The sequence below is a fragment of the Collinsella vaginalis genome (genome assembly GCF_900176655.1).
GTDB classification, from domain to species: Bacteria; Actinomycetota; Coriobacteriia; order Coriobacteriales; family Coriobacteriaceae; genus Collinsella; species Collinsella vaginalis.
Genome location: NZ_LT838844.1, coordinates 398003 through 421073 on the forward strand (window position 1 = coordinate 398003; position 23071 = coordinate 421073).

The following is a 23071-nucleotide window of genomic DNA, read 5'->3' on the forward strand; positions in this document are numbered from 1 at the left end:
CATGGGCTCGTGCTGGAAGGACGCGCTCAATCGACGGTCGAGGCGGCGATTCTGATCCCCCTCTTCCTTCTCCTCCTGCTGTTGGCGGTGCAGCCCGTCTGCCTGCTCTACACGCGCTCCGTGATGGAGAGCGCCGCCGCGGCGACCGCACGGCTGATGATCACGGCGGAGGGAGAGGGGGACGACGCCTACCGGGCGTTCACGTTGAGGAGGCTCGGCGCGGTGCCGGACGTCAGCATCTTTCATGCGGGCGGGCCGCTTTCCTGGGAGATCGATCTCGTCCGCGCTGAAGGTGCTGTCACGGTGGCGGTGGCGGGGCGTGTGAGGCCCCTGCCGGTGATCGGTGCGTTCGCGGACGTGCTCGGGGAGCGCAATGCGCAGGGAGATGTGCGGCTGAGGGTTGAAGTTTCCTATGCGGGAAGGCCCGCGTGGTTGGAGGGGAGCTATGAGACGTGGATATCTGCATGGGACTCGTAACGGTGCCGAACGAGGCTGCGGCGTGTGCCGGAGCATCGCGCAGCGCCGCGTTCCGAGAACGGTTGCGTGCAGGGGCCGCAACCTGCTCTGGGGCGTCGACCTGTTTCTCGAGGACGGCGCCTACACCACGGTGACGACGGCCGTGTCCATCCTCCTCGTGCTCGCGCTCGTCTTCTCCGCCGCCTCGGCGGTGTGGAGCCTCTCGCGAGCGGGGGATACGCAGACAACGGCCGATGCGACGGCGCTCGCCGGCGCCAACGTGGTCTCTTCGTACCATACCGCGGCCACCGTGGTCGATGCGAGCATCCTGAGCCTCGGGCTCACGGGCCTGTGCGTCACCGGGGTCGGCATGGTCGGGCTGCTCGTTCCCGGCGCGAACGCCGCCGCCGGCGAGGCCGTCGACGCCGGGATCCGCATCCTGCGGACGCGCAACGAGTTCGCCACCTCGGCATCGCGGGGCCTCCAGGCGGTGGAGGGGGTGCTGCCCTATCTCATAGCGGCGAACGCCTCGCGGACATGCGCCGCGCAAGGCACCGAACGGGTGAGCTTCGCCGGCACGGCCCTCGCGGTCCCCTGGGAATCCGCCTCAGAGTTCCCTGCGCTCTCCGGCGACCAGATTCCGGTTGACGGGCTGGAATCGACGGCGGGTGACCTCGACGAGGTGGCACGCGAGCTCGCGAAGGCATCCGAGCGCTCGCAGGCGGATAAGCGTCGTGCGTGGATCGCCGACTGCGGGCGAGAGGGGATGAACATGCAGGAGCGGGCCGCACGGCTTTCGGGCTTGTCGGCGGTGGAGAACCCAGATTTCGCGTCGAGTGTCACCTGGAACCCGACGGTGGGGCTCGATCGGGCCCGGGCCTATTACCGGTGGAGGCGGGACAACGACGCTCCCGAGGGGGCCGGGGTCGAGGCGCGGGCCGACGCCGCGGCGCGCCATGCGTTCTACCGCTTCGCCTGTGCGGAGCTAGAGAGGGCCTCGATACGCGAGGAGGACGGGCGCGTGATCGCCGATCTTCCCTTGCTGCCCCGGAACACCGCGGAGGTGCGGCGGACCTCGCTCTACACGGAGGCTGTCTGGCCGAGCAGCTTGGAGGATGCAGAGCCCGTGCTGCACTTCGCCGCCGACTGCCCCGGTGCCCGCGGTGCCCCGGGCCAGGTGCTCTCTCTTGCCGATCTTGAGGGCGGTGGGGCGCGTGCTTGTGCGGTCTGCCAGTTCGACGTGGGTGATGTGGGCCGTGCGCCAGCCGCCTCGACAAGCATCGACAACGGCTTCGAATACCATCTGCGCGAGTTCACCGAGGCCCTGGGAGACTACGCGGATTCCCGAAACGAGGAGCTCGAACTTGAGCGTCAGGCGCAGGGGCGGGCCGAGCAGGCGGGAGACGCGTTCGAGGACGCCCTCGCCGCGCTTGCGGGCAAGCGGCCGCGTATCGCCCCGCCCGGTCGCGAGGGCTGTCTCGCCCTGGTCGCTGCGGGGGATGTTGAACCCCCGCCTGAGTTGGACAGTTCGTTCAACCAAGCTCCGCGCCTCCCGAGCCGCGCCGCCATCTCGGCGGCGGTTCTGGCCCGTGATCCCGCCACCGCGGACAACAACGCGCTCGGGTCGTTCTTCAGTTCATTGGAGGACCGTTCAGGCGGAACCCTCATCGGCGTCGTGGGTGACGTCATGGATCTCTGGGGGCGGCTGCTCATATCCTACGGCGACCTTTCCGAGGGCATCGACTCCCTGATGGACGGTCTGTTCCGGGGCCTTGATCTCTTGGGCGCCGGTCCCGTTGCGCGCTGGCTGGGAGATCGGGTGCAAGGGGTCATGGGAGGCCTGGGCCTCCACCCGGTCGACCTTAGCTATCGGAAGCCGGTGCTGACCGACACCTCGAACGTCATCGCCCGCTCGAAGCTGGGTGGGATCGCCGATGCCCAGGAGCTCTTGCGCTCCATCCCTCTGGGGACCACCGATCCCGGCGCGGTGCTCCAGGCGCTGGGCTACGAGGCGGGCGAGCTCATTGCGGCGGCTGAGTTCACGATAGCCGAGATACCTCTGCCCGGGGGTGGCTCCATCCCCCTGAAGATCCGCCTCCGCGATCTCATGGGGTCATCATGATGGGCGTGGCGGAGGAGCGGGCTCAAGCGACGGTCGAGATGGCGGTCATGGCCCCGGTGCTCATCATCGTCGCGCTCATCGTCTACAACCTCATGGTGTTCATCTCCGCGACAGCTCGGTTCGACCGGGTGGCGCCCGACATCGTGCTCGCGCATGGGGCGTCACCGGTTGGCGGGGAAGGGGCCGCTACGGCAGCCGTCGCCGCCACCGTGAAGACCGAGCTTGAGCGGGCGATGGGGACCTACGACATCGAGGTCGAGGTGTCCGTCGCCGAGGAGGAAGACGGTTCCCCCACAGCACTGCTCTCGCTGGTGGGAGGCCTCAGGACCTTCACCTGCACCATGAGGTTCACGCCATGGCCCCAGGGGCTCGCGCTTGCCGGCATCGCCTTGGGGGCACCGGTCAGACTCACGCATGAGCGGGCTGTCATCGTCGACCCCTGGCGCCCGGGAGTGATCATATGAGCATCGGCAGCTGGAGGACGTATGCCTTAATCCGTCGTGCCCTGAAAAACCTCGGATGGACTCCTGCGCGGCTCATCGTCGCCACGGGGTTCGTCGATCGCCTCTTCGGTATGGCGGGGCGTCCGACTGCAGCGCAGGAGGGGAAGGCGGTAGCCATGGCGTTCCCGCGATGCCGCGCGGTCCACACCTGCTTCATGCGCGCGCCGATCGACATCGCCTTCATCGGGGCGGATGGAGAGGTGCTCGCCCTGCACCGGTCGGTGCCCCCGTGGCGGTTCCGATCCCGCCGCGGGGCGGCGGCGGTGCTTGAGCGCTTCGCGACGCAGGGGGAGGGCGGGGTCCGTTGAGGCATGCATGAGGCGCACATGGAGTGGGCGTGGCGCCTAGGGTACCTGAGGGTGCGCCGTTGGATTTGCCGTCACGCGCGCGGGGCAGGCCAGGTCGAGCGTGGTCCGTCGGAAAGCGGAGCGTCGGCCGCACCATCTCAATCCCGCGCCCGCGTCCTTCGATCAGGTTCTCAGACCGCGCAGTTCACCGACCCAAAGCCCCGTTCTCAGCACCTTGATTTTTTCCTTGACCGCATCGGGCGGTCTGGTATAGTGAACGAGCTGCCGTTCGACGGCGGGTATATTGGCTAGGTAGCTCAGTTGGTAGAGCAGCGGACTGAAAATCCGCGTGTCAGGGGTTCGACTCCCTTCCTAGCCACCCTTTGCACTGAGAGGCGCTCGGCGGGTCCGCTGAGCGCTTTTTCGTTTTGTTGGGAGGATGTCGTCATGCCCCTGGGTTTCAACGTCCCGCTCGCACGTTCGAGGAGGTCCTCCACCGACGCCCTGGGTCGGGTGCGCGGGGTCAATCTCGCCGGCTGGTTCATACCCGAACCCTGGGTGACCCCATCGCTCTTCGCCGCGACCGGTGCATCGAACGACACGGAGCTCCAGCAGGCCCTCGGTGCATCGGCGTACTGCGAGCGCATGCGTCATCACTACGAGACGTTCGTCTCGGAGGACGATTTCCGCCGCATGGCCGCCATCGGTTTGAACGCGGTGCGTCTCCCCGTCCCCTGGTATGCCTTCGGCTCCCAGTCGGCGGACGCCTGCCACGTCACCGTGGTCGACTACATAGACCGTGCGATGGAGTGGGGCGAGAAGCACGGGGTGAGCGTCCTGCTCGACCTCGCCACAGTGCCCGGCGGCCAGGGCGACTCGAACGAACCTGTGCCCATGCCGGACCTCATCGCCGAATGGCACTCGTCGACCAACGGCCGCCACGCCGCCCTGGAGGTCCTCGAGCGGCTGGCCACCCGGTACGGCAGCTCGGACATCCTCTCCGGCATCGAGCTCCTCGACTCGCCGGTCATGAGCGTGCGCCGGGGGCTCTTCTCGGTCACTGACGGCATCCCCATCCACTACCTGCGCAACTTCTACCGCGATGCCTACGAGCTCGTGCGCACCCACATGCCGGTGTCAAAGGCGGTCGTGTTCTCGGCGTCGGGCCATCCAGACCTCTGGCGCGGCTTCATGCGCGGTGCGCGCTACGAGAACGTCCTCATCGACCTGCATCTCTATCACTACCGTGACGAGACCGCGCAGGACATCACCTCGCCCCGGGGCATCCGTGACGCCATCGCCCGTGCCCGTCACGAGATCAGGGCGGCCCGGGCTGCCGGTTTCCCGGTGATCGTCGGCGAGTGGTCCGGCGCCGCCGTGCTCTCAAGCGCATCGATCACCCCTGAGGGCCGGGCAGCCTACGAGCGCGTCTTCGTGGCGAACCAGCTTGCCGCATTCGAGGGCGCCCAGGGCTGGTACTTCCAGACCTGGAAGACGGAGAAGCGCCTGCCCGCCTGGGATGCCCGCGTGGCGCTCGGCACGCTCGAGCGCGCGATGATCGAGTAGGGGGGCAGCTGATGAGCGCGGAAGCAGGCAGGCGGTCAGCGCGCGGCCGCGAGCAGAAGGCTCGGGCTGGAGGAACCAGGATCAGCGCCGGCGCCTTGCACCCCGGCCTCCGTACGGCCGCGCAGCTGGAGGCGCCCGCGCCCGCTGCGAGCGCCTCGACAGCCCCCGGATCCGCCGCCAGCTCTCCGGAAAAACCGACACCCGCTGCCAGCGCCTCGACGGCCCCATCCCCCGGCATGCTCAGCGTCGTGGGCACCCCCATCGGCAACCTCGGTGACTTCTCGCCCCGCGCCGCCGCCGCCTTCCGCGCCGCCGACCTCATCTGCTGCGAGGACACCCGGGTGACCGCGAAGCTCCTCGCGCACCTGGGCATCTCGAAACCGCTCATGCGCTGCGACGAGAACACCATCGCCGCCCGCGCCCCGGAGCTCATCGGCCGGATGCTCGGCGGCGAGCGCATCGCCTTCGCGTCAGACGCGGGCATGCCGAGCGTGTCTGATCCCGGCCAGGTGCTCGTGGACGCGGCCCGCGAGGCCGATGTCCCCGTCGAGGTGCTGCCGGGGCCATCGGCCTGCGTGACCGCGCTCGTGGCGAGCGGCATCCCCTGCGAGCACTTCTTCTTCGAGGGTTTCCTGCCGCGCAAGCACGGTGATCGGGTACGCCGCCTCGCAGCGCTCGCCCCGGTGCCGGGTGCGCTCATCTTCTACGAGTCCCCCCATCGCGTCATCGCCTCGCTCGAGGCGCTCTCCGAGGTGCTCCCGCGCCGCATGGTCGCGGTCTGCCGTGAGCTCACGAAGCTCCATGAGGAGGTCATCCGCGGAACCGCAGCTGAGGTGGGGGAGATCCTCGCGGCCCGCACGGAGATCAAGGGGGAGATAGCGATCGTCGTGGCCCCGCCCGCTGCAGATGAGCAGGGGCTCCCCACGACGGCTGCCCCCACAGCGGATCCCGAGGCGGCGCTCGCGCGCGATATCGAGGAGGCCCTCGATGCCGGCGAGTCCGCATCGGCCATCGCCAAACGCCTCGCCCAGCGCCACTCCATTAAGAGACGCATCGTCTACGAGCGCGTCCTCGCCGCGCAGCGGCGGCGGGGGTAGGCGCCCGCAACACGTTGCCGTCAATGGTGCAGCGATTCCGCATGCCGCTCCTGAAATCGTTTCATAGAATTCACTTTTCAGAGCTTCTAGACTTGAGCTCATTGGACGCCCTCCTGAGACGTCCCGCCTGAGGCTTTGGAGGTGACAAGGTGCTGCACGCATCGGAGCATCGCGCTCTCTTGCTCATTCAGCATGTCGATGAACATCCCTGTCAAACCGAGAGCGAGCTCGCCGAATGGCTCGATGTCGAGCTCGACGCCCTCGGTCCGCTGATCTCCGCCGCGGAGGCCCTTCTTCCACCCGGCGCGCACCTCGAGCAAGGCCCGACGGGCCTGCGCCTGAAAGCCGATGACCACGACGTCTTCTCCGCATGGCGGCGCGCGATGCTGGAGGAGGGCGCGTTTGGCGTGGTGCCCTCAACCCCAAGCGAGCGCGTCTCGTTCCTCTCAGGCGAGCTCCTCGCGCGTTCGACCTGGATCACGATAGAGGCCCTCGCCGACCTCATGTTCTGCTCCCGCAGAACCTTCTCCAACAACCTCAAGGCCGTCCAAGACAGGCTGGGCCATTTTGGTCTGGAGCTTGAGAGGAAACCCCATTACGGCATCAGGATCGCTGGGAATGAGATGGAGCGCCGCATCGCCCTCGGGAGCCTCCTGCTGGATCGCCTGGATCTCCACGATGATGAGACGACTCATATCCTCTCGGCAGAAGAGGGTCAAGGCGATCCTGCCGCCGATCCGTACGGCATCGAGCGCATCTCAGCTCTCATAGAGCGCATCACGGACCGCATGGGCTTTGCGATCCGCCCCATCGCCTCGCAAAACCTTGTTGTCCATATCGCGGTCGCCGTCGCGCGGCTGAAAAACGGCCATGTGCTGCCCGAGGACAACCTGGTTGGGTTCGAGGTCGAGGACGCGCATACGCGCGAGGTCGCCCACGCCCTCGCAGATGAGGTCGAGCGCGCGTTCGGCGTGAGCTTCCCCGCTGTGGAGGTTGACTATATCGCGCTGCACCTGGCGGGGAAAAACGCCAACCTCCCGCCGGTCCAGGGTACGGGCCCCTTGGCCCAGGGCGAGGCGGCGCTTGATGTGTCGGCGAACGCGGTGGCCCAGCGGATGGTCGACGTCATCTACCGGAGCTTCCATATCGATCTGCGCAGCGACCGGGTTCTGCGCCATAACCTCGCACGGCATATCGGACCGCTGTGCGTGCGCCTGAAATACCACATGAATCTCGAGAACCCCCTGCTGGAGGACGTGAAGAGCAGATACCCCTCGCGTTCTCCATCGCCCGCGAAGGAGCGCGCGTCCTATCGGATGAGCTTTCCTGCAAGGTGAGCGATGACGAGGTGGGATACCTGGCCCTCTCGTTCGCGTTGGCGCTCGAACAGCAGAGGAAGCGCGGTCGGCGGGCGAAGAGCGTGCTCATCGTCTGCGCCTCGGGCTTGGGCAGCGCTCAGCTTCTCGCCATGCGCTGCCGGGAGCAGCTGGGGGATTACCTGGGGGCCATCGGGACCTGTGACGTCGCCCAGCTTTCCCGCGTGGACTTCTCGGATATCGACTGCGTGTTCGCCACGGTCCCCATCAGCTCTGCGCTTCCCGTTCCCGTGTACGAGGTGAGCCTGTTCTTTGAGGAGGGGGACGCGGCCAACCTGAGACGCGTTCTTGAGACGGCAGATCAGGATACGGCAGAGCTCGAGCGGTATTTCGACAGGAGGCTGTTCTTCGCGCACATCGATGTCGAAAGCCGCGACGAGGTTCTCGACGTCCTGTGCGAGCGCGCCTGTAAGGTTCTCGATATCACCTCTGACCTGCGCGCGTCCGTTGCCGCGCGCGAGGAGGTCGCCTCAACGGCGTATGGCAACCGTGTGGCGATGCCCCATCCCCTGAAGGCCATCTCGAGCACGACGGCCGTGGCCGTGGGCCTGCTCGAGCGCCCCATCCGCTGGGGGTCGAAAGACGTCCAAGTCGTCTTCCTCGTCCTGGTCTCCCAGTCGACCGACGAGGACCTCAAGCCGTTTTACGAGGCGATGCTCAGCTTTTCCACATCGCGCGAGGACGTGGACGCGCTTCTCGCTGATCGAAGCTATGAGCAGCTTATAGCCCGTATTCGCCCTACGGCGCCGCATGACGGGAGAGGGGGCGGAAGGATCTAGACGGAACGGGCGCGTTCTATTCATTCCGGCATGTTGAAAGGAAGGCATCCATGACAGACGAAGAAGTGGTCTCGCATCTCATCGTCCCCACCGGACTCGCTCGCAGCTCGGCGATCCAGGCGATCGCGGCGGCGCGTGCGGGCAGGTTCGATGAGGCCGCAGAGAAGCTCAAGGCGGGCGATGACGCGATCAATGAGGCCCATGAGCACCAGAGTGATGAGATCAGGGCGATGCTGAACGGCGCAGACTCCGGGCCGGTCTCACTCATTATGGTTCACGGTCAAGACCATGTGATGAACGCCATCACCACGCTTGACCTCGCGCGTCAGATCGTCGCCCTGATTCAAGACGGTAAATAAGGGATTCAGGCGCCGAGGCGTGCCAAACGGACAGTAAGGAGAGCGATATGAAAAAGATCTACCTGTTCTGCAGCGCTGGCATGTCGACCAGCATGCTCGCGAAGAACATGCAGAAGGTGGCGGACGAGCACAGCCTTCCCGCGCGCATCGAGGCGTTCTCCTCGGGCAAGGTGGCCGACCTTGTGGAGCGCGACGAGCCGGACTGCCTGCTCCTCGGGCCCCAGGTCAGCTTCCTGTTCGACGAGGTGAACGAGAAGTTCGGCGACCGGATCCCGGTGGGGGTGATCGACGCCAACGATTACGGGAGCTTGGATGGTGAGCGCGTGCTCAAATACGCGGTCCTGCTCATGAAAACGCACGCGGCATAGGAAAGGGGAAGGAAATGGCAAACGTGGATTCCGGCTTCATGGGCGTGCTCGAGAAGCGCCTCATGCCCTTGGCGGAGATGGTCGGAAAGAACAAGTACCTGCTCACACTCAGAGATACCTTCGCGGCGATCATGCCGCTGCTCATCGTTGGCTCGATGTTCACGCTGATCGGCAGCTTCCCGATCCAAGCATGGACGGAGTTCCTCGCCAACACGACCATCGGCGCCGAGACGCTCGCGTCGCTGATCTCGGTCCCCGCCATGTGCACGGTCTCGATGATGGCGCTGTTCGTCGCCTTCCTCATGGGATACAACTTCGCGGAGCATGAGAAGCTGGATGACCGCCTGGCGGCCGGCATCGTCTCGCTCCTCGCGTGGCTGCTCCTGCTTCCGCTGTACACCGAGTTCACTCCCGAGGGTGCGACGGAGGCCTTCAAGGTTGCGAGCATGCCGCTGGGGTGGATCGGCTCGAAGGGCGTGTTCGTCGCGATCGTGTCGGGCTTCCTGTCCGTGAAGGTCTACGGCGCCCTGGTGCACAAGAACCTGATGATCAAGATGCCCGAGGGCGTTCCGCCAACCGTCTCGCGCGCGTTCTCCGCGCTGATCCCGATGAGCGTCACCGTGGTGTGCGTGTGGATCGTCCGCGTGCTCTTCACCATGACGCCCTGGGGCGACCTCTTCACCTTCCTGTACTCGTTCCTCCAGATCCCCCTGCAGAATCTCGGCGGCACGGTCTTCGCCCAGGCGTTCGTGTACCTCTTCGCCCACATCCTCTGGTTCTTCGGCATCCACGGGACGAATATCACCGACTCGGTCTACCAGCCGATCCTGCTCACGCTCTCCGCGCAGAACCAGGAGGCCATCGCCGCCGGGCTCGCGGCGCCCAACATCATCAACGCCCAGTTCCAGTCCCTGTTCGCCACGCTGGGCGGCGGCGGGTCGACGCTCTCGCTGCTCGTGGCGATGCTGTTCTTCTGCAGGTCCGACCGCATCCAGAAGCTGGCGAAGCTGTCGATCGGCCCCGGCATCTTCAACATCAACGAGCCGATCATCTTCGGCCTGCCTATCGTGCTGAACCCGGTGCTGCTCGTCCCCTTCATCCTCGTGCCGCTGTTCAACATCGTCACCACGTACGGGGTCATGGCGATAGGCCTGGTGCCGATCACAAACGGGGTGCTCGTGCCCTGGACGACGCCGGCCATCATCTCGGGCTTCTTGGTGAGCGGCTGGCAGGGCGCGGTCTGGCAGGCGGTTCTGCTCGTATGCGGCGTCCTGATCTACCTGCCCTTCATCAAGACCCTGGATCGGAAGTACCTCGCCGATCAGGAGCTCGCGAAGCTCGAGGAGTCGGGTACCTCCTCCGCGATCGACGAGATTGACCTGGACAACATCGACTTCGATTTTTAGGAGATGGGATATGAAGCGGCGACTTGGCGTTTCGGTCTACCCCGAGCACTCCACGCCTGAGCGTGATCGCGATTACCTGGAGCGCGCTGCCCGGTTGGGGTTCAGCAGGGTCTTCACCTGCCTGCTTTCAGTCAAGGGGAGCGCGGAGAAAACGATCGAGGAGTTCACGGCCTTCATTCGGATGGCCCACGAGTTGGGCTTCGAGGTTGCGGTCGATACGAATGAGGATGTGTTCAGGCGCCTCGGCGCGACTCCGGAGGGTATCGGCCCCTTTGCCAAGATGGGCGTGGACATCATCAGGTTGGACGGTCACTTTGGCGACCACGGCGACATCATGCTGACCAGAAATGCGGCCGGCATCGCGATCGAGTTCAACGCGAGCAGCAACCTGCCCCTCGACGTGCTGATAGAACGCGGTGCGGACCCCCGGAACATGGTGGTCTGCCATAACTTCTATCCTGAGCCGTACACGGGCCTCTCGGAGGAGACCTTCCAGGTGCTTTCCCGGAAGTACCGTGGGATGGGCTTGCCGATCGCGGCGTTCGTCACCAGCCGGGTGCACGGGGCGTTTGGGCCGTGGCCCGTGTTCGCCGGCCTCCCCACCTGCGAGGATGATCGCCGGCGTCCCATTGGGCTGCAGGCGCGCCACCTGGTTGCCTCGGGTCTGGTGGACGACATCTTGATCGGCAACTGCGAGGCGTCCGATGAGGAGCTCAAGGAGCTCTCCGAGGTCGACCGCTCGCGCGTGACCCTGTCGATCGAGCTCGAGCCCGGTGTGGGCGAGGAGGAGAGGCAGATCGTGTGGGGCTACCAGCATGTGACGCGGGGCGATGCCTCCGCATACATGCTCCGCTCCTCGTGGCCGCGCATTGATTACCGCGGGACGTCGATTCAGCCGCGTGACGCGGGCTGCGGGACCTTCACCCGCGGTGACGTGCTCGTGGTGAACGACAACATGCAACACTACCGCGGTGAGCTCGAGGTCGCCCTCAAGGAGATGCCCGACGACGGCACGCGCAACCTCGTCGGCCGCATCCCGGAGGACGAGCTGTTCTTGCTCGACTACGTGAAGCCCGAGCACCCCTTTGGGTTCATCAACTGCTAGCGAGCTCATCAGTCGATAACGCATGTCAGATGGGGGCGGCGTCCGTGCAGGGCGCCGCCCCTTTTGCATTCGGCTGGCTCGCCATCCTGGTATGAGCGGCTCAACTTGGCGGCCATCTGCCCGGATGCGCCCATGGCGTCCCTGCCCTTGCTCTTGCGCTAGAATGGCAGGTTGCAACCTGAACCTGCAAGGAGGACTGCCCCATGGCCGAGAAGCCGTCCTATTACATCACCACGCCGATCTACTACGTTAACGCCGCACCGCACCTGGGCACCGCGTACTCCACCATCATGGCCGACGTGCAGGCGCGCTTCCGCCGCTCGATGGGGTATGACGTCCGCTTTCTCACCGGCATGGACGAGCACGGCCAGAAGGTCGCCGAGGCCGCGGCCGCGCACGGCATGACCCCGCAGGAGTGGTGCGACTCCCAGGCCCCGCTCTTCCAGGACCTCTGGGCCGAGCTCGAGATCTCCAACGACGACTTCATCCGCACCACTGAGGATCGCCAGCGCGCGGCCGTCCAGTACCTCTGGGAGCGGATGCGCGAGTCGGGCTACCTCTACAAGGGGAGCTACGACGGCTGGTACTGCGTGCCCGACGAGACCTTCTTCACCGACACGCAGGTCGCGAAGGCGAACGAGGGCCATGAGGGTGATCCCCTCTGCCCCGATTGCCACCGCCCGCTCGAACGTATCAAGGAGGAGAGCTGGTTCTTCAAGCTCTCGGCCTTTCAGGACCGCCTGCTCGCCCTCTACGACGAGCACCCCGAGTTCGTCCAGCCGAGTTTCCGCATGAACGAGGTGCGGAGCTTCGTCGCCGGCGGCCTCAACGACCTCTCGGTCTCGCGCAACACCTTCGACTGGGGCATCCCCGTGCCCTTCGACGAGGGGCACGTCACCTACGTCTGGTTCGACGCCCTGCTGAACTACATGACCGCCGTCGGCTACGGCGTCGAAACACCCGAGGCCCAGGCCGAGCTCGCCCGCCGCTGGCCCGCCCAGGCGCATATCGTCGGCAAGGACATCATCCGCTTCCACTGCGTGATCTGGCCCGCCATGCTCATGGCCATCGGCGAGGCCCTGCCGGAGCACGTCTTCGCGCACGGCTTCCTCATGGTGCGAAACGAGGAGACCGGCCAGGGCGAGAAGATGTCGAAGAGCCGCGGCAACGCGATCGCGCCGCGCGAGGTCATCGACCTGCTCGGTGTTGAGGGCTACCGCTATTACTTCATGACCGACGTGGTGCCCGGCAGCGACGGGGCCATCTCATTCGCCCGCATGCGCCAGGTCTACAACGCCGACCTTGCGAACAGCTGGGGGAATCTCATCTCGCGCTCGCTCAACATGAGCGCGAAGTACTTCGACGGCGCCGCGCCGGCGCGCCCGGATGATCTCGCCGCGTTCGCGAACCCGCTGGCCGAGATAGCCGAGGGGCTTGTGGATCGCTACGCCGAGAAGATGGGGGCCTTCGCCTTCGGTGAGGCCGCCGCCGCGGCCATGGAGCTCATCCACACCGCCAACCACTACATCGAGGACGCCGAGCCGTGGTCCCTCGCGAAGGACCCCGCCCGCGCCGATGAGCTCGCGTTCGTCATCTACAACCTGCTTGAGGCCATTCGCATCTCGGCCCATCTGCTCGCCCCCTTCATGCCTGCCACCTCGGCCGAGGCCCTGCGCCGCATCTCCTGCGCCGACGAGGCGGGGGCGGATGATCTCGCCGCCGTCTGCACCTGGGGCGGGCTTGTTGGCGGCATGCCGGTGGAGAAGGGCGAGGCGCTGTTCCCCCGTATCGCGGAGGAGTAGGGAGGCCTTGTGACGTCTTCGCCGCTTGCGAGCCCCCGCGCCACGCGTGCCCTGCTCGAGGAGTACGGCCTCGCCACCAAGCACCGCCTGGGCCAGAACTTCCTCATCGACGGGCATGTGATCGAGCGCATCATGGCGCTCGCGGATCTCTCCGGCGCGGAGCGCGTGCTTGAGGTGGGTCCCGGTATCGGCACGCTCACCCTCGCCCTGCTCGAGGAGGCGGCCCACGTCACCTCGCTTGAGATGGACGCCGAGCTCGAGCCCGTGCTCGCTGCCCATGCGAGTGCGCACCCCACCTTCTCCTACCTCATGGGCGATGCGCTGAAGATTTCCGCGGAGGAGGTTCGGCGCGCCACCGGCGGGGATCCTGATATGCTCGTGGCGAACCTGCCTTACAACGTGGCGGCGACGATCATCCTCTCCTTCCTCGAGGAGCGGCCGTCGCTTGCTGCCGCGGTGGTCATGGTGCAGAAGGAGGTGGCCGACCGCATCGCGGCTGTTCCCGGGAGCCGCGCCTACGGAGCCTACACGGCCAAGCTCGCGCTCACAGGACGGGTAACCGGCCGGTTCGAGGTGCCGCCGCGGTGCTTCATGCCCGCACCGCACGTGGATTCCGCCGTGGTTCGGATCGACCGGCATGTCCCAGGGGAGGGCCCTCTTGAGGCGGGTGGGCCCACGCGCGCCGAGGTCTCGCGGGTGATCGATGCGGCGTTCACCCAGCGTCGCAAGACCGTGCGGAACTCCATGGCTGCGGCCGGCTTCGACAAGGGTGTGCTCGACGCGGCGTTTGCCGCTGTGGGGATCGCGCCGACGGTGCGGGGGGAGACGCTTGCGCCGGAGGATTTCGTGCGGCTTGCGGCGGCGTTGCGAGATGAAGGCGCTCTCGGCTGAGACGATGAGGCCCGCCCTTGGGAGTGGGCGCGGTTTTAGCTCGTCGGGTTGTCGGCTCGTACTGTTGGCGTAATCAGTGAGTTGCCCGTATCCTTAGGACCGTGTGCCGCCTGTTAGCCCGGTTGGTTTCGCACACGCCGGGGTCGATCGCCGTCCGGTTCTATCGCCGCTCTCGCCTGGCTATGCGCTCGTTTCTACCCGCGCCCTCGGGTCCGCTCGTTTTCCGCTCACACGTAGACGAAAGGTGAGTCATCCATGGAGGCAACCCCGCTCTCGCTCGTCTTCGAGAAGAAGGTCAAGAAGAAGGTCCGTGTCTACGAGGCTCCGGTGCCGCTGGCCCCCCTTGCCGACACCCACGCCCACCTCACCTGCTTCTGGGAAAAGGATCCGGCCTCGTGCCTGGCTCGAGCCGCGCTCGTTGGGGTGCGTCAGCTCACCACGATCTACGACCCGATCAGCGATTCCATGGGGCTGGGTGCCTTCCAACGCGATCTGCGTCGCTGGCTCGACGAGGCGGGAGGCCTCATCGAGGCGAATGCGGGTGCCGCCCTGGGCCAAGCAGGTGATACGCCGGGTCTCACCACGCCGCCGACGGATCTTATGGGTCGGGTGCGCTACCTCGTAGGCGTCCATCCGTATGGTGCACCGGCTTACACCGACACGGTTGAGGATGAGATCCGAGCTGCTCTCACGGACGACCTTTGTATCGGCATCGGTGAGATCGGACTCGACTACCACGTGGACTTCGAAGACGGGGTCGAACCCGCCCCGCATGATCTGCAGATCGAGGTGTTCTCCCGGCAACTGGCCATTGCAGTGCGAGAGAATGTTCCCATTGAACTCCATCTGCGGAATGACGCCGGTGATGCGTCGCGCGAGGCCCATGCGGACGCTTTCCGTGCGTTGGAAGAGGTGGGCGTGCCCGCCGCCGGCTGCGTGCTTCACTGCTTCGGCGAGGACCGCGCGACGATGGAGCGGGCTTGCGCGCTCGGCTGCCATATCGCCTATGGCGGCGCGGCGACGTTCAACCGTAATGAGGAGGTGCGCGAGGCCTTCGCGGCGACCCCGCTCGACCGGATTCTGTTTGAGACCGATTGCCCCTACATGGCGCCGATGCCCCTGCGCGGTGTGGAGTGCGAACCCGCGATGATCGCCTTCACGGCTGACGCCCTCGCCCGAGATCGCGCCGCGCGTACCGGCGAGGATCCCGTAGCGATCCAGCAGGCCGCCTGGGAGAATGCCGTGCGGCTGCTGGGTTAAGGGCAGACGCCTTTGCATCTGGTCGGGTGATGAGGCGGATCCGCCCTGATTCGGCAAATTGCTTGGGAAAGTACTGTGATGGCGCTGGGTTGAGACGGTTGCCGAGGAGAACGCGGTGCGACTGCTGGGGGTTGGGCTGGACTCGTTTGCAATGGTTCGCCCAATGATGCAGATCTCACTTTGATTCGGCGAACCACCTTGGAGAGCGTGGTGATAGCGCTGGGCTGAGGACGGCCGCGTGAGCTTGCTGTGCACAATGTCCCTTGGATGCTTGGTTTGTAGGGGGTTAATATCAAAAAGTCCTCTGGGTGCACGGTCATACAAGGGACTTCTTGCAGTACAGATCAACGTGCTGGCAAAAGCACAGGTAAGAATTGAGGTGTGCGTTGTCTATCGCATGCCAGGCCGCTTCAAACCGTGCATTCAGAGGACATCCTGCATTTTGGGCCGTGAAACCATGCATTCAGGGGACATCTGTCGGTCAGGGGGCCAATCAAACTCGATTCTCACGCGCGACCGTGCATCCAGGGGACATTCCGGATAGACTGGCGGACGCACGTGCTGGGGCAGTTCAAAACTCTGCATCTAGGGGATATCCCGAACTGATCGGTGGGCGCAAGTGCTGGGACAGTTCAGAGTCTTGCATCATGGGGACACCCGGTCTGCTCAGTCGAAATCGAAAGAGGGGCTCTGCCAAGAGCCGTGCGGCCGGAGAGTATGCGTCTCGGCAGCGGCCCTGGCAAGATTACTTGCCCTGCCCCAAACTAAACGCGCGCATGCCACCTCGTCCTCCCCGCCGCATGCCGGAGCAGTCCCCGCCCTCTCCAAGCCCGCCGCCAATGCTCCTACGCACCACAAATGCCCTGGTACAGCATGACGCGCACAAAAAATGCAAGGCGCTTGCTATAATAAAGAACGGTTTTGCTGATATGCCCCACACAAAGGAGCATCTATGTCCCGCGTTCGGCCCCGCTTCCTCCTCGCACCCCTCACCCTCGCGGTGGCGTTCCTCCTCTCCTTTTCAACGCCCGCTTGGGCGAGTCGCCTGGACACCGATGTCATCGTCGGCACCCCGGCGTCCTCGGGCGGCTTCGCCGAGGCCGACCGCCCCGATATCGAGGCCAAGGCGGCCATCGTCGTCGGGCAGGACGGCACGGTCTACTTTGAGCGCGACGCCGACACCGAGCTCAACATCGCATCCCTCACCAAGGTCATGACCGCGATCGTCGCCCTCGAGCACGCGTCGCTGGATGACACGGTCACCGTTGACCATGCGGCCGCCACCGTGGGGCAGTCCTCGGCCGACCTCAAGGAGGGCGACACCATGCCGCTCTCCACCGCCCTCAAAGCCCTCCTCATGACCTCGGGCAACGACGCCGCCATGGCGATCGCGACCACGGTGGGGGCCAAGATCGACTCGTCGAGCAACGATCCCTACCAGACCTTCGTCGACGCGATGAACGCGAAGGCGAAGGAGCTCGGCATGGAGCACACGCTGTTCGCGAACCCGCATGGCCTGGATTTCGACGGCTGGGAGGCCGACATGCACTCCACGGCCCGTGACGTCGCGACCATGTTCTCCTACGCGATGAAGAACGACGATTTCCGCAGCATCGACGCGGACGCCGACAACGTCATCACCGTCACAGGCGCCGACGGCGAGCGCCGCTCCATCACGATCCTCGACCGCAACCTCCTTCGCGGCCAGGACGGCAACATCGCCGGCAAGACCGGCGGCACCTACATCGCGCTGTCCTGCTATGTGGGCGCGTTCAAAAAGGACCTGGGCGGCGAGATCTACACCGTGACGCTCGGCAGCTCGGATGACAACCAGCGCTGGGCCGACACGCGGACGATCTCGTCGTGGTATTACAACCACATGGTGGCCTACCCGGTGGCGACGACCTCCCGAACGGCGACCGACGGCTCCCCCCTGATGGCACGGGCGACGAACGAGGCGTGGTCAGATCGAACGGTGGATGTCACCGTTGAGGACCCCACGGCGACGGTTTCGCTGTTCAGCCTGGCCGGCACCGTGGAGGAGACGGCTTCGCTCAAGCGCGTGGACGGCGGCGTGAACCGCGGCGACGATATGGGCACCTTGACGATCGAGCAGGCCGGCCGCGAGCTTGCGACCGTGAAGCTCGTGGCGGCTGAGGACCAGGCCGGCCCGAACCCGATCGAATGGCTGTTGGTGAACATCGACCGGATCGCGCGCTTCTTCACCGGCGAGTCCGGCTCGGCGGCGGGGGAGGAGTTCTTCGAGGTGCCGAAGGCGACGGACCTCGACGCGGTGTGACGGTGCCTCGGTGAGCCCCAGGTGATACGATGCCCGCAAGTGGCCGGCGCTTCCCGTAGGCGCTCGCAAGCGAAAGGAATGGCAGTGGAGACTCCGCACATTCTCGTGGTCGACGATGAGAAGACCATCACGGACCTCGTGGGAATCTACCTGAAGAACGAGGGGTTCGAGGTCACGTTGGCCTACAACGGGGCCGACGCCGCCCGCGCGATCCTGAAGGGCGGGTTTGACCTCGCGGTGCTCGATGTCATGCTGCCCGATATCGACGGCTTCGAGTTGCTGCGCACCATCCGCGCCGACTACACCTATCCCGTGATCATGCTCACCGCCAAAGGGGCGCAGGCCGATAAGATCGAGGGGCTCTCGCTCGGCGCCGACGACTACGTGGTGAAGCCGTTCCGGCCGCTCGAGCTCGTGGCGCGGGTGAAGGCCCAGCTCAGGCGCTACACCAGCTACGGCAGCCGCGACCAGGCCGAGGAGGACACCGCGGTGATCGCCTTCGACGGGCTCGTCATCAACCGCGATGCGCGCTCCGTCACGGTGGATGAGCGGGCGGTGCGCCTGACCCCGCTCGAGTATTCGATCCTGCTGTACCTCGCCGAGCACCGCGGTCACGTGGTGCCGGTGGAGGAGCTCTTCCGCGCGGTGTGGGGCGAGGAGTTCATGCAGGGGTCGAACAACACGGTCATGGTGCATATCCGTCATCTACGGGAGAAAGTGGGCGATGACGCCCAGAATCCGCGCTTCATCAAGAACATCTGGGGCGTCGGCTACACGATCGAGGGTTGAGCCGAGGTGGCCAGCCCCGCCGCGTGGCGCGCGAGGTAAACCTGGCCGCTTTGGTACAGGTTATGACGGGTGCCGGCCAAACCTCCTCAGTTTGGTACAGGTTTTTACGTGTCCACAGAGTAGACAGGTCTTGAACGCGTCGTGTACCTGGTATTTTGCATGCCAGAATGCGCGGTCTACTTCAGCGTGGGCAGAAAACCCGTACCAAACTGAGGAGGTTTGCCGCGCGTGTTTGGGAACCTGTACCAAACTGGGGATGTTTGTCAGGCGTGCTTGTGAATCCACGTCAAACCAGTGAACTTGCATGTTGCGAGCAGGATCGGGGCATGGGAACCCTACCCCGTTGCACGGGGTCGCATTTCCGATCACACCTGCAGCCCGATAAAACTTCCCGTCAAAGTGCTGATTCCACAACCAAGATTAAAACTTCCCGTCAAAGTGCTGATCCCACAACCAAGATGTGTCGGGGCAGCACTTGAGACGGCCATGCAGTTGTTCTTTGCCCACAGGCGGCTTCTTCCGGCGGGGCGGGCCGAGCATCGACCAGCGAACAGCTCGTCCACATCGCATCTGCGTTGCGGAAGCGCAACGTCCGTGCCGCACATTCCATCTCGCGATCTCACCCGTCAGCGGCTCCAGGCGATATTAAGCAAGTCTTTCATTCACGGGGTTGGCGTCCCTTTTTATACTGTGGGTATCGAAATACCTGCGCTTCGCACGCGCCCACGCCCCTTTTGCAGCAGTTGGGCCCGCGACGAAAGGAACCGCCCCATTGAACTATAGCGACTTGATCAAACCGAACCCCGACCACAAACCAGTGAGCCCGTTCGAGCACGGGGGGAAGGCGTCCGCCCCCGTTGCGGGCACCTCAAAACCCCAGGTGACGACCGCCGCTGAGACCGCCCACCCCACGGACGATTTCGACGCGCTCCTCGGCCACATGCGCACGGTCACCGACAGCCGCATCGTCGCCCTTGCCGTTCTGGGCTTCCTGCTCTTTCTGTTGCTTGGCTTTGAGAACCTGCCGGTTCTCGCGTTGTTCGTCTTCGGAGGCTACATTCTCTGCGACCGTTTCGTCCTGGTGCGGCGTTGCGTGACCATCGGAGGATCGATCTGGCTTCTCGTCATGCTCCTCGGGCACGCGCTCATGGCGTCCCTCGGGTACCTGCTCGTGACCGTGGATTACCTCTTCACCTTCTGCGGCTTCCTGCTCGGCTTCGCGGTCTGCCTGGCCATCCTCACCGGCCGCTCCTTCTACCGCATGGGCCGCGACCGCGGTCGTGCCGATGCCGACGCCGCCATCGCTGAGCACGTGGTGAACCGCCTGGTGGAGAACCCCGACGACTGGACTCAGATAGACGGGGACTTCCTCGCTGTCGAAGGTGCCCTCACCCGCGTGCGCGACCGCGAGCGCGCGAGCGCCCAGGCCCTGCGCGACGAGGCGCGGCGCAAGGACGATCTCGTCACCTACCTGGCCCATGACATCAAGACCCCGCTCGCGAGCGTGGTCGGCTACCTCTCGCTCCTCGAGGAGGCCCCCGACCTCCCTGTTGAGCAGCGCAGCCGTTTCACGGGCATCGCGCTCGACAAGGCCCACCGGCTCGACGCCCTGATCGAGGAGTTCTTCGACATCACGCGCTTCGACTTCCACGATATCGTGCTCACACGCGGCTACGTGAACCTCTCCCTCATGCTCTCGCAGGTGGGAGAGGAGTTCTACCCCACGCTCTCGTCGCAGGGGAAGTCCATTGAGGTTGTTGCTCCAACTGACCTCACCACCTTGATCGACGGTGACAAGATGGCGCGCGTCTTCAACAACGTCATCAAGAACGCGATCGCCTACAGCTACGAGGGGTCGGTGATCCGGGTCCACGCGGAGCGGGCGGATGGCCGGGTGCGCATCACCGTTGAGAACGAGGGCGATCCCATCCCGGAGCCCAAACTCAAACTGATCTTCGAGAAGTTCTACCGGCTGGATGCCGCCCGCGCCACGAATCACGGAGGCGCCGGTTTGGGCCTCGCCATCGCCCGGGAGATCGTGAACGCGCACGGCGGCGGGATCTCATGCACATCCACGCCGGAGCACACGGTGTTCACAATCGACCTACCGGACGAGGGGGCGCGGTCCTGAAGAAACGCGCGGGTAACCCCCTGACTGGTTGAGTGTCGGGCGCGGATCGGGGCACTGCGATAGACTAGATCTGTGCAGTATGAGCTGTTGTTTCTGAGACACCGGCCGCCTCAAGGTCTCAGTTGCCGGCGCTTCACCTCCGGCTGAGCAGCTCTGCAACGTGATTGATAAACACCCCGTTTGCCTGCTCAGGCTATCCGCTCGCCGGCGCGCTTACCGCAGCCTTACAAACGCGTTGTATCATAATGACAACCTGACCCGCCGAGACAGGGGACATTGTGATCTATTACGTCGAAGACGATGACAACATCCGAAAGCTGGCGCTCTACGCCCTGCATCAGCAAGGGATCGATGCTGAGGGGTTCAGCTGCGACAGCGAGTTCAAGGCCGCGGTTGAGAAGCGCGTCCCCGATGCCGTCCTCCTCGATATCATGCTTCCCGACACTGACGGCCTGGAGATCCTCCGTCGGCTCCGCGCCGATCAGGGAACCGCTCAGGTTCCCATCATGATGCTCACCGCCAAGGATGCCGAGCTCGACAAGGTGATCGCCCTCGATGGCGGCGCCGATGACTACCTCACCAAGCCCTTCTCGCTCATGGAGCTCACGAGCCGCTGCCGCGCCCTCCTGCGCCGCGGCGGCATGACGAAGCAGGTGTCTGACTCCCTGGAGCTTGCGGGCATCGTGCTCTCGCCGAGCCATCGCCGTGTCACGGTGGATGGCACCGAGCTCAAGCTCACCCTCCGCGAGTTCGATCTCCTCGAGTACCTGATGCGCAAGCCGGGCATCGTCTTCTCGCGCGAGGCCCTGCTCCAGAGCGTCTGGGGGTGGGATTTCGACGGCGGCTCGCGCACGGTCGACGTGCACGTCCAGACCCTGCGCCAGAAGCTCTCCGACCACGCCCACCTCATCGAGACGGTCCGCGGCGTGGGTTACCGATTCGCCGAGGCCGCGGAGTAGGATGCCGCGCACCAAACCCCCAAAGTCCCAGCGCTCCCTCTCCCAACGCGTGTTCTGGACGGTGTTCGCCGTCGCCCTCGCCACGATCGCGGTCTTCTCGCTGGCCGGCACCATCTACCTCCAGAGTTACCTGGCGGAGTCCACCCGTGAAGCGCTGGCCGATGAGGCCACGGTCACGGCTGCCGCCCTGAACGACGCGACGGATGACACCGCGCTCCTCGCGAAGCTCGGTTTGGACGACACCCGCATCACGCTCGTCGCCGCCGACGGCTCGGTGCTCTACGACAGCGTGGAGGATGTCTCGCGGCTCACCAACCATTCCCAGCGCCCCGAGATCTCCCAGGCGATGAACGAGGGGAAGGGCTCGTCGGAGCGTGCGAGCTCCACGCTCGGCGAGGCCATGATCTACGAGGCCGTGCGCCTGAACGACGGCACGGTGGTGCGCCTCTCAAAGGAGCAGGCGGGCCTCCTCTCCGTGTTCGGCACGCTCGTCGGTCCCATGGCGGCGCTCGCGGCGATCGCAGCCGTGGTGGCGCTCATCACCGCGCGCCGCGAGGCGCGTGCCATCATCGCGCCGCTGACCCTTGTGGACCTCGACCACCCCCGCCGCAGCGACGATATCGCCTACGTCGAGATGCGCCCCATGCTCGAGCGCATCGAGAAGCAGCGCCAGGAGCTCAAGCGTCAGATGGCCGTCCTCGCCGACAACGACCGCATGCGCCGCGAGTTCACGGCGAACGTCACCCACGAGCTCAAGACCCCGCTGACCACCATCTCGGGCTATGCGGAGCTCATCGCCGAGGGGATGGTGTACAGCGAGGAGGACCAGCGCGAGTTCGCGGGCCGCATTCACCATGAGGCGGGCCGGCTCACCTCGCTGGTCAACGACATCCTCACGCTTTCGAACCTCGATGAGTCTGAGCACGCGGAAGACGGGGTCAAGGCAATGGGCGACGTCCTCGGTGCCCATGAGAGCATCGATCTGCCGCATCTGGTGGAGACGGTCACGCAGCGGCTCGAAAGCGTGGCGGAGGACAACGAGGTCAAGCTCATGATCTGCATCGAGCCTGCGACGGTCTGCGGCGTGCCCCGCTTGATCGACGAGCTCGTCTATAACCTCGTGAGCAATGCGATCAGGTACAACAAGCCGTCCGGCTCGGTGGTGATCGCGTGCGGGCAGAACGATGAGGGCGCGCCGTATGTGAGCGTGCGGGACACGGGGCTGGGCATCGCGCCGGAGGAGCGGGACAAGATCTTCGAGCGGTTCTACCGGGTTGACAAGAGCCGGTCGAAGGCGCGCGGCGGCACGGGCCTGGGGCTCGCCATCGTCAAGCACGCGGCCCTCTACCATGGTGCCCATATCGATCTCGAAAGCGAGCTCAACCACGGCACGGCGATCACGGTGACCTTCCCGGTGCCTCAGGATCCGGAAACAACCGAGGGCGAGTAGCTGCCTGTTCGCGGTGGCGGGTGCTTGCTGGTCCCGCTTCGTGTGGGGGGCTGCAGGGGGAGGGTG

The 23071-nt window shown here is 65.4% G+C and carries 19 protein-coding genes, 1 tRNA gene and 1 pseudogene; all 21 read left to right on the plus strand.

Translation table 11 applies throughout. The annotated features are described in order from the left end of the window. The first annotated feature begins 9 nt into the window (after positions 1-9). The 21 genes and pseudogenes from CAP13_RS07910 (at position 10) to CAP13_RS08010 (ending at position 23005) form a co-directional block, all read left to right on the plus strand. Positions 10-477 carry a TadE/TadG family type IV pilus assembly protein gene (locus tag CAP13_RS07910; protein WP_245798962.1) on the plus strand — a complete coding sequence of 156 codons (468 nt, stop codon included), beginning with the start codon at positions 10-12 and terminating at the stop codon, positions 475-477. Continuing rightward, positions 446-2575: pseudogene (locus CAP13_RS07915) on the plus strand (hypothetical protein); the annotation flags it as partial. The gene CAP13_RS07910 and the pseudogene CAP13_RS07915, both read left to right, overlap by 32 nt. 2 nt (positions 2576-2577) lie before the next feature. After that, on the plus strand, positions 2578-3042 hold the full coding sequence (locus tag CAP13_RS07920; RefSeq protein WP_245798973.1) for a hypothetical protein: 465 nt from the start codon (positions 2578-2580) through the stop codon (positions 3040-3042). After that, positions 3039-3389, plus strand: a complete 351-nt coding sequence (locus CAP13_RS07925) for a DUF192 domain-containing protein (protein WP_085831059.1) — start codon at positions 3039-3041, stop codon at positions 3387-3389. Before CAP13_RS07920 ends, CAP13_RS07925 begins: the two co-directional genes overlap by 4 nt. 285 nt (positions 3390-3674) lie before the next feature. Beyond that, positions 3675-3747, plus strand: a tRNA-Phe gene (locus CAP13_RS07930). A gap of 68 nt (positions 3748-3815) precedes the next feature. Next, on the plus strand, positions 3816-4934 hold the full coding sequence (locus CAP13_RS07935; RefSeq protein ID WP_085831060.1) for a glycoside hydrolase family 5 protein: 1119 nt from the start codon (positions 3816-3818) through the stop codon (positions 4932-4934). 236 nt (positions 4935-5170) lie between these two features. Next, positions 5171-6031, plus strand: a complete 861-nt coding sequence (gene rsmI / locus CAP13_RS07940) for a 16S rRNA (cytidine(1402)-2'-O)-methyltransferase (protein ID WP_085831061.1) — start codon at positions 5171-5173, stop codon at positions 6029-6031. A 149-nt stretch (positions 6032-6180) separates the two neighbouring features. Then, positions 6181-7368: a BglG family transcription antiterminator gene (locus tag CAP13_RS07945; protein WP_085831062.1), complete on the plus strand. Its 1188-nt coding sequence runs from the start codon at positions 6181-6183 to the stop codon at positions 7366-7368. Further along, the gene (locus tag CAP13_RS07950; protein WP_085831063.1) at positions 7365-8186 is read left to right on the plus strand and encodes a BglG family transcription antiterminator; all 822 of its coding nucleotides are present in this window, start codon (positions 7365-7367) and stop codon (positions 8184-8186) included. The genes CAP13_RS07945 and CAP13_RS07950 overlap by 4 nt, the downstream gene beginning before the upstream one ends. 50 nt (positions 8187-8236) lie before the next feature. Beyond that, positions 8237-8545: a PTS lactose/cellobiose transporter subunit IIA gene (locus CAP13_RS07955; RefSeq protein WP_085831064.1), complete on the plus strand. Its 309-nt coding sequence runs from the start codon at positions 8237-8239 to the stop codon at positions 8543-8545. 47 nt (positions 8546-8592) lie between these two features. Next, positions 8593-8913: a PTS sugar transporter subunit IIB gene (locus tag CAP13_RS07960; protein WP_085831065.1), complete on the plus strand. Its 321-nt coding sequence runs from the start codon at positions 8593-8595 to the stop codon at positions 8911-8913. 14 nt (positions 8914-8927) lie between these two features. Next, on the plus strand, positions 8928-10319 hold the full coding sequence (locus CAP13_RS07965) for a PTS sugar transporter subunit IIC (RefSeq protein ID WP_245798964.1): 1392 nt from the start codon (positions 8928-8930) through the stop codon (positions 10317-10319). A gap of 10 nt (positions 10320-10329) precedes the next feature. After that, the gene (locus CAP13_RS07970; protein ID WP_085831066.1) at positions 10330-11424 is read left to right on the plus strand and encodes a DUF871 domain-containing protein; all 1095 of its coding nucleotides are present in this window, start codon (positions 10330-10332) and stop codon (positions 11422-11424) included. Between the two features lie 203 nt (positions 11425-11627). After that, positions 11628-13226: a methionine--tRNA ligase gene (metG, locus tag CAP13_RS07975; protein WP_085831067.1), complete on the plus strand. Its 1599-nt coding sequence runs from the start codon at positions 11628-11630 to the stop codon at positions 13224-13226. 9 nt (positions 13227-13235) lie between these two features. Continuing rightward, the gene (gene rsmA / locus CAP13_RS07980; RefSeq protein WP_085831068.1) at positions 13236-14117 is read left to right on the plus strand and encodes a 16S rRNA (adenine(1518)-N(6)/adenine(1519)-N(6))-dimethyltransferase RsmA; all 882 of its coding nucleotides are present in this window, start codon (positions 13236-13238) and stop codon (positions 14115-14117) included. 255 nt (positions 14118-14372) lie between these two features. Next, on the plus strand, positions 14373-15377 hold the full coding sequence (locus CAP13_RS07985; RefSeq protein ID WP_085831069.1) for a TatD family hydrolase: 1005 nt from the start codon (positions 14373-14375) through the stop codon (positions 15375-15377). Between the two features lie 952 nt (positions 15378-16329). After that, positions 16330-17676: a D-alanyl-D-alanine carboxypeptidase family protein gene (locus CAP13_RS07990; RefSeq protein WP_085831070.1), complete on the plus strand. Its 1347-nt coding sequence runs from the start codon at positions 16330-16332 to the stop codon at positions 17674-17676. A 78-nt stretch (positions 17677-17754) separates the two neighbouring features. After that, the gene (locus CAP13_RS07995) at positions 17755-18465 is read left to right on the plus strand and encodes a response regulator (protein WP_085831071.1); all 711 of its coding nucleotides are present in this window, start codon (positions 17755-17757) and stop codon (positions 18463-18465) included. An 817-nt stretch (positions 18466-19282) separates the two neighbouring features. Next, positions 19283-20596, plus strand: coding sequence for a sensor histidine kinase (locus CAP13_RS08000; protein ID WP_245798966.1), 1314 nt, complete (start codon positions 19283-19285; stop codon positions 20594-20596). Positions 20597-20874: 278 nt separating this feature from the next. Then, positions 20875-21555: a winged helix-turn-helix domain-containing protein gene (locus CAP13_RS08005; RefSeq protein WP_085831072.1), complete on the plus strand. Its 681-nt coding sequence runs from the start codon at positions 20875-20877 to the stop codon at positions 21553-21555. Between the two features lies 1 nt (position 21556). Continuing rightward, positions 21557-23005 (plus strand): sensor histidine kinase, encoded by a 1449-nt coding sequence (locus CAP13_RS08010; RefSeq protein WP_085831073.1) that lies wholly within the window; start codon positions 21557-21559, stop codon positions 23003-23005. Positions 23006-23071 lie beyond the last annotated feature (66 nt).

Bases quoted from the DNA above. Each gene is read 5' to 3' on its own strand.
- CAP13_RS07920 (WP_245798973.1), top strand. From the start codon at position 2,578: ATGGGCGTGGCGGAGGAGCGGGCTCAAGCGACGGTCGAGATGGCGGTC.
- CAP13_RS07925 (WP_085831059.1), top strand. From the start codon at position 3,039: ATGAGCATCGGCAGCTGGAGGACGTATGCCTTAATCCGTCGTGCCCTG.
- CAP13_RS07935 (WP_085831060.1), top strand. From the start codon at position 3,816: ATGCCCCTGGGTTTCAACGTCCCGCTCGCACGTTCGAGGAGGTCCTCC.
- rsmI (WP_085831061.1), top strand. From the start codon at position 5,171: ATGCTCAGCGTCGTGGGCACCCCCATCGGCAACCTCGGTGACTTCTCG.
- CAP13_RS07955 (WP_085831064.1), top strand. From the start codon at position 8,237: ATGACAGACGAAGAAGTGGTCTCGCATCTCATCGTCCCCACCGGACTC.
- CAP13_RS07960 (WP_085831065.1), top strand. From the start codon at position 8,593: ATGAAAAAGATCTACCTGTTCTGCAGCGCTGGCATGTCGACCAGCATG.
- CAP13_RS07965 (WP_245798964.1), top strand. From the start codon at position 8,928: ATGGCAAACGTGGATTCCGGCTTCATGGGCGTGCTCGAGAAGCGCCTC.
- CAP13_RS07970 (WP_085831066.1), top strand. From the start codon at position 10,330: ATGAAGCGGCGACTTGGCGTTTCGGTCTACCCCGAGCACTCCACGCCT.
- metG (WP_085831067.1), top strand. From the start codon at position 11,628: ATGGCCGAGAAGCCGTCCTATTACATCACCACGCCGATCTACTACGTT.
- CAP13_RS07985 (WP_085831069.1), top strand. From the start codon at position 14,373: ATGGAGGCAACCCCGCTCTCGCTCGTCTTCGAGAAGAAGGTCAAGAAG.
- CAP13_RS07990 (WP_085831070.1), top strand. From the start codon at position 16,330: ATGTCCCGCGTTCGGCCCCGCTTCCTCCTCGCACCCCTCACCCTCGCG.
- CAP13_RS07995 (WP_085831071.1), top strand. From the start codon at position 17,755: ATGGCAGTGGAGACTCCGCACATTCTCGTGGTCGACGATGAGAAGACC.
- CAP13_RS08010 (WP_085831073.1), top strand. From the start codon at position 21,557: ATGCCGCGCACCAAACCCCCAAAGTCCCAGCGCTCCCTCTCCCAACGC.